The 12,381-nt window shown below is 71.3% G+C and carries 3 protein-coding genes and 1 pseudogene; 1 reads left to right on the top strand and 3 read right to left on the bottom strand.

Features of this window, described 5'->3' with window-relative positions:
- Window positions 1-39 precede the first annotated feature (39 nt).
- From ACWERV_RS19660 to ACWERV_RS19650, 3 genes are all read right to left on the bottom strand, one after another.
- Entirely contained in the window at window positions 40-558 is a 519-nt protein-coding gene (locus ACWERV_RS19660; protein ID WP_398181856.1) for a YcxB family protein, read from the bottom strand.
- A 45-nt stretch (window positions 559-603) separates the two neighbouring features.
- Window positions 604-5,628, bottom strand: coding sequence for a LamG-like jellyroll fold domain-containing protein (locus ACWERV_RS19655; RefSeq protein ID WP_452934569.1), 5,025 nt, complete (start codon window positions 5,626-5,628; stop codon window positions 604-606).
- A gap of 84 nt (window positions 5,629-5,712) precedes the next feature.
- Entirely contained in the window at window positions 5,713-11,037 is a 5,325-nt protein-coding gene (locus tag ACWERV_RS19650) for a LamG-like jellyroll fold domain-containing protein (RefSeq protein WP_452934566.1), read from the bottom strand.
- Window positions 11,038-11,626: 589 nt separating this feature from the next.
- On the opposite strand from ACWERV_RS19650, the pseudogene ACWERV_RS19645 reads away from it, so the two are divergent.
- A pseudogene (locus tag ACWERV_RS19645) lies at window positions 11,627-12,381 on the top strand (hypothetical protein); the annotation flags it as partial.

Below are 12,381 nucleotides of genomic sequence, written 5' to 3'. Positions count from 1 at the left end.
CGCCGGATCACCCGGCGGGGGCCCGCTGCCGTACGCCGGTCAGAACCGCGGCATCCTCGGCTCCGGCAGCCTGGCCTTGCGGTACTTGCGCTGCGGCCAGCCCGACAGCAGCCGGGTGAACTCACCCGTCTGCGACGCCGAGAGAGCCCGGTGCGGCAGCATGAAGACCTCCCGCGGGTCGTCCGGCACCACGATCCACGCGGCGTTCGACCGCGTCACGTACGCGATCTCCTTCCACGGGTACTCCGCCGCGCTGCCGTTCTGCGCGAAGGTCGCCTTGGTGTCGGTGAAGCGCACGGAGTACGGGTCGGCGAGCCGTACCGCGCTCTCCGCTATCCGCTGGGCGTCCCGCCGCCACTTCAGGTGCAGCCCCAGGACGACGGCGAGGCCCAGCCCGCACACGATCGCGACCACCGGCACCGTGAAGGCGGTCAGCACGGCGACCACCGCGAAGACGACGGCTCCCGGCAGGATCCGCATCGTCTCCCAGCGCTGGATGTGGAAGGACGCCGCGGTGATGTCCTCGACCGTCATGCGGCTCTCGATCTGGATGTCCAACTGCTGTGCTCTTTTCTGTACGTGGATCAGGACGGGACCGCGTGCTCAGCCGGCGAAGTAGCCGCTGCAGTCGACGACGAGGTTCAGCGTCCCGGGACTGTGGTTGGAGAAGACGACCCTGCCGTCCGCGCTCGTCGGCACGACCGCGAGATTCGCGTTGGTGTCGCCCGCGACCCAGTTCAGGTTGGACGTCGGGGGGAGGGTACCGTCCGCCGGGTAGGCGGTGAGGTAGCCGTAGTCGGTGCCCGACGCCTCCGTGAGCATGAGGGCGAGTGTGGGCCTGGCAGCCGTGGTGATCTGCCGGACGTCGGCCTGCGAGAGCGTGTACGTGCCGTTCGACGTGACGGGGCCGGGCGGCAGCCCGCCGACGCCGTTGGACGTCACCACCAGGCGGGTGGGGTTGACCGCGTGGTAGGTCTGCCCCGACGTCCCCGCGAGGTAGTAGCCGGAGACGTCCACGATGACGGCGGTGACCCCGTTGTGGTTGCTGACGGTGATCTTCCCGCCGGTGCCTGTCGGCGTGTCGGCGGCCATGGAGGCCCGTGGCGTGGTGGTGCCGTAGGTGAGACTGGTGACGGGGTCGGCCGGTGTGCTGCCGCTGGCGTACACGCCGAGGTAACCGGCGCTCGTGGCGCCCGACGTGGTGATGTTGAGGGCGACCCCGGTGGCGTTCGCCGGTATCCCGCCCTTGCCCGCGACGTCCAGGGTGAACGTGGTGTTGGCCGGTACCGTGCCGGTGGCGGTGAGGCTGGTTCCCGCCGTGCTGACGGAGGTGTTGAGGATCCGGCTCGCGGTGGGGAGGGGGTGGTAGGTCTCGTCGCCGGTGAGCGTGGCGTCGCTGGTGAAGTAGCCCGTGAGATCGACGATGAGGGCGATGTCGCTGGTCGTGTTGCCGTGCGTGTAGAGGTCGATCTTCCCGTCGCCGCCGACGGGCACGATCTGGTAGCCGGTCGTGGTGACCGCGGGGGCGAAGTTGGTGGACGACGACAGCGGCTGCTGGGCCCCGTCCGCGTAGGCCGTGACGTAGCCGTGGTCCTGCTCGTTCGCCGCCGTCACCTCGACGGCGACCGCGGTGACGGAGGCCGGGATCTTCGTCGGGGCTCCCGCGACGGCGGGGGTGACCGTGTCGCCGCTGATCTGGAGCTGGACGACCGAGCCGCCGGGCACCGTGGCGGTCCCGGCCGTGACGTTGTGGCTCGCGTGGACGAGTCCGGCCGCGGTGCGGGTGTCCAGGATCCGGGTGGGGGTGACGGCCTGGTGGTAGCCGGGCGGGGTCGAGGGCTGCGGGGGAGCGATCGCGTGGCCGGCCCAGACCTGGACGTCGGCCACCTGCCCGGCGTAGAAGTCGGCGCGGCTCTTGCCGACGAGGTCGCTGCCGAGGTGGAAGCCGCCGCTCGCGCCGGAGGCCGGGGCCGCGTGGGCGCCGGTGGCCACGTAGGTGTCGTTCACGTAGAGGTCGGCGACGCCGATGGCGCTGTTGTAGGTGAGCGTCAGATGGGTCCAGGTGTTGAGCTGGGTCCGGCCGCCGGTGATGACGTCCGCGGCGCTTGTCGAGCCGTCAGCGGTGCCGAGGCTCGCCTGCCAGCCGCCCGCGGTGGCGCGGATGCTGACGCCGGAGTACGAAGTGCCGTCCTGGGAGAGGACGGCCCCGCCGTACGCGGAGGGGTTCGCCCACAGGGAGACGGTGAAGCTCTGCTTCAGCCCGATGGCCGCCCCGGCGTGCAGGTCGCTCGCCGCGGTGCCGTTGAGGAGCACGTCCGGGCTGAACAGGTCGCCGGTGTTCCAGCGGGCGGCGGGTGTCCCCGACGCCACCGGGGCGAGCGTGAGGGAGCCGGTGCTGTCCGCGCTGCCGGTGAAGACCGCGCCGTCGTCGTTGTCGCCGATGTCCGCGAACTGCCAGGAGTGGTCGGCGGTGAGCAGCTTCGTGGTCGTGGCGTCAAGTTCCGGGGCGTCGGCCAGGGCGGACGGTGTGGAACAGGTGACCTCGCCGGTGGTGAGGTCGGCCGCCCACAGCGACGGCACGCCCTGGCCGGTGAGGTCGGCGGCCCGCAGGGACAGGGAGTCGGACGGATTCTGGTGCCAGCCGCTCTGGGCGATCCGGTACCGGCCCGTCGTCGTCAGCGAGGTGCCGTCCGGTGTCCGCGACAGGCCCGTCCACAGGTCGAGTTCACCGGTGGCGGGCTTCCACAGGTACATGGCGGTGCCGGAGTCCAGCTGAGCGGTCGCGATCGTCCAGCTGTCCCAGTCCATGGTGCCGTCGGGCGAGGTGAGCGAGGTGAGTGCGTAGCACGACGAGCAGTCGTCCCAGTCCGGGTCGGAGCCGGTGCTGTACGTGTTGGCGGCGAAGCTGTACGCCAGGTAGAGCTGGTCACCGGCCTTGGCGAGGAGGTCGGGGAGCCCGGTGTCCGCGCCGCTGGTGTTGCCCGCGGCGACGACCTGGGAGGCCTGGGTGCCGTCCGCGCCGGGAAACGAGCCGGGGGCGATCTCGTACGGCGCCGAGGACTGGCCGATCGTCGTGGGGTTGCCGGGTTCCAGCGGGTCGCTGCTGCCGTCGTTGCAGACGACTCGCCCGCTGCCGTCACCGCTGAAGTACGCGAGGACGTCCTGGGCGCCGTTGCCGCAGAAGTCGCCGGTGATCGCTTGTGCGCCGTCCCAGTCGGCGGGTGGCGCGGTGGTGTCGAGGTTGTCCTTCTGCAGGCCGTCGGCGCCGATGTCGGTCGCCGCCGGGGCCACCGTGCCGTCCTGGTGGCCGGTCGCCAGCCATGCGCCCGAGGGCATCGCCGTACCCGGGCCGCCGACCGTGACGAGGTCGGGCGTGCCGTCCAGGTTGATGTCGCCGTCCCGGGCCGGTGGGGTGATCCCCGTGCCGGTGAACTCCACGAAGGTGGGCGACCCCAGGTTGCCGCCGGGGGAGACGGCGTTGACGGTGAGGGTGTTGACCAGTCGGCTGACCTGCACGGTGATGGTCGTCGGACCGGTCGCGTCCACGGTCACCGGGGCGGACTGGTTGAGCTGGTAGGCGTAGCCCGAGATCGCGCCGCCCGTCGGCGGGGTGACGTCGAACGAGCACCGGGCGCCGAGGGACTGCGCCGAGCCCGTGTCGGACGCGTCGAGCGTCGGGCATGTGTGGCTCCCGTCCGGCGGCGAGGCCGCGGGGCTCACCCCGGGGGCGCCGGGCCTGCTGGCGTCCCAGGAGAAGGCGCAGGTCGCGGACGAGGCCGAGGTGAGGGTGCCGTCCGATGTCTGCACCCGCCAGGTGAACGACGTGCTCGCCCCGGCCGCACGGGCCTTGAAGAACGTCTCCGGAAGCTTCAGCACCGCGTTCTGCCCCGAACCGCCGTGGTACGTGTCGGCGGCGATCCCGTTCGCGGGCGTCAGCAGGTTGGTCTTGGCGGTGTCCGCGGTCTTGTAGAGGGTGAAGGTCGTGGTCAGCGCCGCGCCGGTGGGTGTGGAGACGGGGGCGTAGAGGCTGACGGCCGTGTCGCCCAGCACGGTGTTCGAGCAGTTCGTCGGGGGTGAGGTGAACAGGCCCTTGGGGGTGTTCGGGTACTTGTCGTAGGTGATGACGAGCTGCGCCGTCTTCGGGTTGAAGCGCTTGAGGGCGTAGTTGTCGGTGTGGCTGTCCGCCCGCATGACCAGGGTCTGTGTGGTCGTTCCGGCCGTCAGGTCCTTCGCGATGGTGCTCGTGACGTCGAAGGGCGGTGCGCCGCCCGCCGGGCAGCCGCTGCCGTAGCCGAGGGCGAAGTCCTGCTGGTCGACCCGGGTGCCGAGTGCGTCCGACCAGTTGTTCCAGGTCGCGTTCGAGGACGACAGGATCTTGGCGGGGGCGTAGAGGTCGACCTTCTGGTTGTGGCCCGAGGTGTGGCAGGCCCACGAGTAGGTCTCGGTGATGTCGAAGGAGGCGCTGTAGATCTTCGCCGTCTTCAGCGATGTCGTCACGGGGAAACTGAAAAGGCTGATCGCCTCGTCCTGGACGTCGCCGCTGGGGCCGACCTCCGCGTCACCGGTGTAGGAGACGGAGCTCTTCCAGAAGTTCTGCGAGGGGACACCGGAGCCGGGGCTGGCCCAGCCGGTGGCGCCGTAGGCGGGGGAGTAGGTGGGGTCGACGAAGACCGGGTAGCGGGTGTCGCTCGCGCCGAGGAGTGCGGCGGGCGGGGTGAGGGCGAGTCTGCCGTGCCCGGCGGTGACGCCCACCTGCCGGCTGTGGGCGGCGGCGCCGCGGCGCAGGGCGGAGGAGGGGCGGGCGCCGGACGCGTCACGGCGGAGGGCGTTCGCGGTGGCGGTGTCCGCGGTGTCCGCCGCTTCCGCCGAGTCCCAGGCCAGCGGGGTCGGGGCGGTGTAGACGGCGTGCCCTGCTGCGTCCTCGACCTGGACGGTGCCGTTGGCGTCGGAGGTGGCCGTGAGGCCGGGGGTGGTGGCGATGTCCGCGTTCAGCAGCGTGGTGAGCTGCGGATTGCGCGCCGCCGCCGGGGTGTGGAGGGTGAGGACGTCGCTGACGCCGCCGCTGGGGTCGACGGTGACGGTGAGGTCGACGCCGGGCAGGACGCCGTCGTACTCGGCGCTCGCCCCCGACACGGTGGGTGCGGGGAGCGACACCGGCAGCGTGAGGGTGAAGCCCTGGCCGCCGGTGTGCAGGGAGAGCAGCGGCCCGGTGCCGCCGCCGGAGAGGATCACGCTGCTCGGGGTGGCTTTCGGGGAGAGCGTGCCGTCCGGGCCGGCGGTCAGGGTGGGGTCGATCGCGGTCCAGGCGCCGTCCTTCAGCACGCGTGTGGGCGTGGCCGTCTGGGCGAGCGTCAGGGTGCCGTCCGGGTTGGCCGTGGTCTGCGACACCGCGGTGGTCAGGGCCGAGGCGACGACCGGTCGCCCGGTCGACGCCGCCTTCGCCGCGGCTTCGTCGGCCGAGAGGGCGTGGTGCGCCGGGCTGTTCACGGACGTGGGAGCCGGTGTTCCGCTGTCGGCGGTCGCGTCGCCGGGTGGCAGGGCCACGAGGAATGCCGCCGAGAGCGCGCCGAGCGCGAGCGCGGCGGCGCCTCTCCTGGCAGCGGACTTGCGTCTTGGGTGAGCCATCATCACGTCTTTCCTTCTGCAGGCCGCCCCGTGGTCCGGGCTCCCGGGAAGGAGCCCGGACCACGGGGCGTGCCGGGGACGGTCTCGTCAGCCGAGGTTGGCGATCTGGGTCGGGGTCAGGGCGGTGCTCCAGAGGGTCACGTCCGCGAGGGAGCCCTTGGCGTACTCGCCGTAGACGCCCGCCGAGCGGCGGCGGCCCAGCTGGAAGTTCCCCTCGCCCGTCCAGGGGGTGGTGAAGGAGTTGGGGGTCTGGGGGATGCCGTCGACGTACAGCCGGACCGTCCCCGAGCCCTTGTCGTAGACGCCGACCAGATGGGTCCACACCCCGGTGTGCACGGCGGCGGTCCCGCTGTACGACCGGGTGATGACGGGGGTGTCCACGTCGGAGCCGAGCCGGTTGAAGGTCCAGCCGTAGGCGGTGGAGTAGTAGAGCTGGAAGACGCTGGTGTGTACGCCGTCGGCGGCCACGAAGGTGCTGTTGACGCTGGTGTCCTTCAGTTTCACCCACGCCGAGACGGTCATGCTGTTGCCGGTGTCGAGCACCGGCCCCGCCGTGTCGAGGTAGCCGGTGGTGCCGTCCAGCGCGAGGGATCCGCCGTGGTCGGCGGTGTTCCAGGTCGCCGTGCCGTGCAGGGTCGCGTCGTGCGCGTCACCGACGGCGTCGGCCGCGGTGCTGCCGCTCGCCTCGTCGAGGCGCCAGTGGGCGGCCGAGGCCGGGATGCCCGTGCCGTCGTCGTAGAGGGCGTAGGCCTCCTGGTCGGTGAGCGGCCGGTCGTAGTGCCGGACGTCGGCGACGGAGCCGGTGACCAGGTCGTCGGGGTTGTAGGCCCCGTTGAAGAAGTCCCGGCCGATGTCGAGGTGGCTGTGGGTGTCCCAGGGGGTGTACGGGAAGGGGATCGCGCTGGCCAGCATGCCGTTGACGTAGAGGCGGACGGTCGGGTGGGCGGGGTCGGTGGTGGCGTCGTACACGCCCGTGAGCAGCGTCCAGGTGTTCACCGCGGGTGCCGGGATCGCCGGGTTGTCGGTGGACTTGGAGCGCACCAGCGTGGGGTTGGTGGTGTCGGTGGCGGAGCGGTTGAAGATCCACGCCTGGTAGACGGGCGAGTAGTACAGGTCGAAGGCGTAACTGGTGGTGCCGCCCTCGGACAGGATGGTCTGGTACTTGGAGAGGTCGGTCACGTTCACCCAGGCCGAGACCGCGAAGCTGCCGGTCGTGTCCACGCCCCAGTGCTGGGTGCCGAGCGAGCCCGTGCCGTCGAAGGTGGCGGCCGGCATGCTACGGCCGGCGCTGTCGGTGCTCGTGCCCCAGGTGACGCCGCCGGTGGCGGTGGCGGTATCCGCGGCGACGGCGTCGTGCGCGGTGGTGCCACCGGTCTCGTTGAGCATCCATTCGTTGACGGCACCGGTCTGCGGGATCGACCAGGTCACGGCCGTTCCGTTGTCGCAGGCGGCCAGCGCGAGCTGGGTGCCGAGCGTGGTCGCGGAGCCGGGGTCGGCCAGACACAGCCCGGAGTGGACGTTCTTGACCTGCCCGTCGTCGAGCACCTGCCACTGCTGCGCTGCCGAGGTGCTGCACGCGTCGAGCTGGACGAGGCTGCCCGCGGTGGTACCGGCCGAGGCGACGTCCACGCAGATCTTGGCGTGGCTGCCGGGGTGCAGCGTCCCGTCGGGGTAGGCGGTCCAGTTCTGCGCCGGACTGCCGTTGCAGGTGTAGACCTGGACCTTGGTGCCGTTGGCCGTGGCCCCGGAGGGGTCGTCCGCGCACACGCCGGGCACCTTCGACGCCAGCGGCCCGGAGGGCGTGGCGGCCGGGCGCGCTCCCGACAGGTCGGCGATCTGCGCGGCGGTCAGGACGGAGTTCCAGGTCTGCACGTCGGAGACCTGGCCCTTGAAGAAGCTGCTGCGGCTGCCGCTGCTGAAGAACTCCCCGATGTCGAAGGAGTGGGTGGCGTTCCAGGACGTCTTGGTGTGCTTGACCTTGCCCTGGAGCGCCCCGTCCACGTAGAGGGCCATGGTGGACGTGCCGGGGTCGTAGCCGGCCACCAGGTGCGTCCAGAAACCGGGGATCGCGGCGTTCGTGCGGGACTGCGTGATGTCCCAGGTCGGGCCGGTGTCGGAGGTCGCCATGGCGAAGCGCCAGCTGTTGTCCGTGGAGTTGGAGTACAACACGAAGCCGGGCTCGACGGTGGCTTCCTGTTCGAGGACCTTGGTGTCCAGCGTCTCGGGCTTGACCCAGGCGGAGACGGTGAAGGCCGCGTTGGTGGTCACCGCCGGGCCGGTGGACGTGAGGACCCCGGCGCTGGTGCCGTTGAAGGCGGCGTCCGGGCTGTGCTGGTCGTCGCTGTCGTTCCAGGTGGCGCCCGTGCCGCCGTGCAGGTCGAGGGTGCCGACGGTGTCGGCCGCCGTGGTGGCCTGGCCGTCCGTGCCGTCCTTCAGCGGCCAGACGTGTGAGGGGTTGGAGACGGTCTGCGCGGTCTGCGGGGTGAGCGTGGTGCCGTTGAAGAGGTACGGGGTGACGTGGCCGGTGGTGCGGTCGACCGTCCACAGCGACGGGTTGCCGTCACCGCCGAGGTCGGCGGCGCGCAGGGTCAGCGGGTGCGCGGGGGCCTGGTTCCAGCCTGCCGCGGCGAGCTGGATCCGGCCGGCCGTGGTGAGGGTGGTGCCGTCCGTGCTGATGCCGAGTCCGGTCCACAGGTCGAGTTCGCCGGTGCCGGGGTTCCACAGGTAGAGCGCGGTCCCGGTGGACAGTTGGGCGGTCGTGAGTGTCCAGCTGTCCCAGTCCTGGGTGCCGTCCGGGGTGTTGAGCGCGGTGAGGGCGTAGCAGCTCGCGCAGGTGCCCCAGTCGGGGTCGAGGAGGAAGCCGTAGCCGTTGGCGGTGAAGCTGTAGGTGAGGTAAAGCGTGTTGTCCATCGTCGCGAGCAGGTCGGGGAGTCCGGTGTGCGCGCCGCTGGTGTCGCCCGCGGTGACGACCTGGGTGGCGGGGGTGCCGTCCGCGTCGGTGAAGGTGCCGTCCGGGATCTCGTACGGGGCCGAGGACGTGCCGATCGTGGTCGGGTTGCCCGGCGCGAGGGCACCGCTGCTCCCGTCGTTGCACACGACCGCGCCGCTGCCGTCAGCGCTGAAGTAGGCCAGGACGTCCTGGGCGCCGTTGCCGCAGAAGTCGCCGGTGACGGCCTGGGCGCCGTCCCAGTCGGACGGCTTCGGCGTGCCCGCCTCGTCGTCGGTCTGGAGACCGCCCACGCCGATGTCCGTCGCGGCCTCGCTCACACTGCCGTACGGGTGCCCGGCGGCCAGCCACGCCCCGGACGGGAGCGAGCTGCCCGGCCCGCCGACGGTGACGAGGTCGGGCGTGCCGTCGAGGTTGACGTCGCCGTCCGCGGCCGCCGGGGTGATCGCGGTGCCGAGGAACTCGGTGGACGCGGGCTGGCCGAGGTTGCCGCCCGGCGAGAACGCGGTGACGGTGAGGGTGTTGACGAGCCGGCTGACCGGCACGGTGATGGTGAGCGCGCCCTTCGCGTCGACCGTCACCGGAGAGGACTGGTTGATCTGGTAGGCGTACCCCGACACGGACTGGCCGGAGGGCGGCGTGATGCTGAACGAGCAGCGGGCGCCGATGGGCTGGACCGCCCCCATGTCGGGGTCGTCGAGGGTGGGGCAGATCCGGCCGCCGTCACGCGGCGCGGTGGCCGGGGCGATGTCCGGGGCACCGGGACGGCTGGCGTCCCAGCCGAAGGTGCAGGGGGTGGCCGAGGCCTTGGAGCTGAGCGTGCCGTCGGAGGTGGTCACCGTCCAGCTGAAGGTACCGAGGCCGCCGGACGCGACTTTCTTGAAGAACGTCTCCGGGAGCTTCAGTACCGCGTTCTGTCCGGACGCGCCGTGATAGGTGCGGGCGGCGATTCCGTTTGCCGAGGTCAGTAGGTTGGTCTTGGCGGTGTCCGCGGTCTTGTAGAGCGTGAACGTCGTGGTCAGTGCCGCGCCCGTGGGGGTGGAGACGGGGGCGTAGAGGCTGACGGCGGTGTCGCCGAAGAGCGTGTCCTTGCAATTGGTCTTCGGGGAGGTGAAAAGCCCCTTGGGAGTGTTCGGGTATTTGTCGTAGGTGATGACGAGCTGCGCCGAACCGGCCTTGAAGCGCTTGAGGGCGTAGTTGTCGGTGTGGCTGTCCGCCCGCATCGCCAGGGTCTGTGTGGTGGTTCCGGCCGTCAGGTCCTTCGCGATGGTGCTCGTGACGTCGAAGGGCGGTGCGCCACCTGCCGGGCAGCCGCTGTTGTACCCGAGGGCGAAGGAATGGGAGTCGACCTTGCTGCCGAGGCTGCCGGACCAGCTGTTCCATGTGGCGTTGGAGGACGACAGGACTTTCGTGGGGGCGTAGAGGTCGACCGTCTGGTTGTGCCCGGACGTGGGGCATGCCCAGGAATAGGTCTCGGTGATGTCGAAATGGGCGCTGTAGATCTTCGCCGTCTTCAGCGATGTCGTCACGGGGAAATTGAAAAGGCTGATCGCCTCGTCCTGGACGTCGCCGCTCGGGCCGACTTCGGCGTCACCGGTGTAGGAGACCGAACTCTTCCAGAAATTCTGGGAGGGCACTCCGGATCCGGGGCTCGCCCAGCCGGTGGAACCGTAGGAGGGCGAATAGGTCGGGTCGAGATAGACGGGGTATTGCGTGTCGCTCGCGCCGAGCAGGGCAGCCGGCGGGGTGAGGGCGAGTCTGCCGTGCCCGGCGGTGACGCCCACGCGCCCGTTGCGGGCCGCGGCGCCGCGGCGCAGGGCGGAGGACGGGTGGGCGCCGGACGCGTCACGGCGGAGGGCGTCCGCGGTGGCCGGGGCGATCTCCGCGGTGGTGTCCGGGGTCGCGGCGGCGGTGTCGGCGGAGTCCCAGGCCAGCGGGGTGGGGGCGGTGTAGATCGGGTGCCCGGCGGCGTCCTTGACCTGGACGGTGCCGTTGGCGTCGGAGCCGACGGTGAGGCCGGGGGTGGTCGCGATGTCCGCGTCGAGCAGTGTGGCGAGCTGCGGATTGCGCGCCGCCGCCGCGGTGTGGAGGGTGAAGACGTCGCTGACGCCGCCGCTGGGGTCGACGGTGACGGTGAGATCTACGCCGGGCAGGACACCGGCGTATGCGGCGCTGGGACCGGACAGGGTGGGCGCGGGGAGGCTGGTGGGCAGGGTGAGCGAGAAGCCCTGGCCACCGGTGTGCAGGGACAGCAGCGGGCCGGTGCCGCCGCCGGAGAGGATCACGCTGCTGGGGGCGGCCTTGGGGGAGAGCGTGCCGTCCGGGTTGGCGGTCAGGGTCGGGTCGATCGCCGTCCAGGCGCCGTCCTTGAGCACCCGGGTGGGAGCGGCGGTCTGAGCAAGCGTCAGGGTGCCGTCCGGGTTGGCCGTCGTCTGCGACACCGCGGTGGTCAGGGCCGAGGCCACGACCGGGCGGCCCGTCGACTGGGCCTTTGCCGCCGCCTCGTCGGCCGAGAGTGCTTTGTGTGCCGAATTACCCGCGGGCGCAGCGGTGGAAGGGGAAGCCGGAATTCCGCTGTCGGCCGCCGCGGTGCCGGGGGGCAGCGCCACGAGGAATGCCGCGGAGAGCGCGCCGAGCGCGAGCGCCGCGCCGCCTCTCCTGGCAGCGGGTTTGCGTGGTCTGTGAGCCATCATCACTTCACTTCCCGTTTGCCCGGGTTGGGCGCCTGGCATGTCGCCGTGAGTATTCCGAAGGACTTGTACAGCCCATGAGTGTTCGGCGTGAAGGTCTGGTGAGCGCTGCCCCTTTTTGCCCGTGATTCTCCTTGATATTTGGAAATCGCTTTACTGCCCGCAGGGTTCGGCTTTAGCTTTTCGGCAGCATCACGGAAAACTCACGAGAGCTGCACAGAAAAAGTGATGCACATCACAGCCGTCTTTTGATCCGTGTGCCAGCCAACTGGCGCTAACTTCCTCCGCTGATGCTCTGTGGCAAAAGCCTTGTGCCGCTGCGCAGTTGGTCCGGACGCTGTCCGGGGAAGTGGGGGGCGGGGCAGTGCGGTCGAAGCTGTGGTGGAACAGAAACCGGTTCCTGTCGCTGAGGGTCGCCCTGCTGGCGATCTTCGCGCTGGTCCTGCAGACCGCTGTCGCGTCCGCGCTGCCGCCCGCCAAGGCGCACGTGCACGCGCCGAAGCCGGTGCTCGGCGCGCCCGTCCCGGTGAGCCCCGTCCACCGGGCGGCTCCCAGGGCCGCCCAGCAGGCCAAGCCCTACAAGGCCACCGCGACGGCCTTCCCGTCCGCCGCGTCCAGCACGCTGGAGCTGACCTCCGCCCGGAGCGGCAGCCCCGGCAGCCCGGTGTGGGCCCAGCGGGTCGAGCCCGCGGCCGGCCTGACGAGCAAGGCCGGCACGGACACGGCGACCACCAGGAGCGCCACCAAGAGCCCCGCCGGCGGCCTGACCGCCCTCCATGTGAAGGTGCTCGACCGGAAGGCCGCCGAGAACGCCGGGATCACCGGCGTGCTGGCCCAGGTGACGCCCACCGGTTCCGGACCCGGCACGGTGCGCCTCGGCGTGGACTACTCCTCCTTCGCCCAGGCGTACGGCGGCGACTACGCCTCGCGCCTGCATCTCGTCCAGCTCCCCGCCTGCGCCCTGACGACCCCGCAGCTCGCCTCGTGCCGTACCCAGACCCCGCTGCGGACCAGCAACGACGGCGCCGCCCAGACGCTGTCCACCACCATGGCGCTGAACGCCCCCGCGTCCGCGTCCGCCACCGCCGCCCCCGTCGTCCTGGCCGCGACCTCCGCCGC

Source organism: Streptomyces sp. NPDC004031 (genome assembly GCF_053604375.1).
Note: the sequence above shows the minus strand (reverse complement) of the source record. Positions and strands in the feature narration are given on the sequence as shown.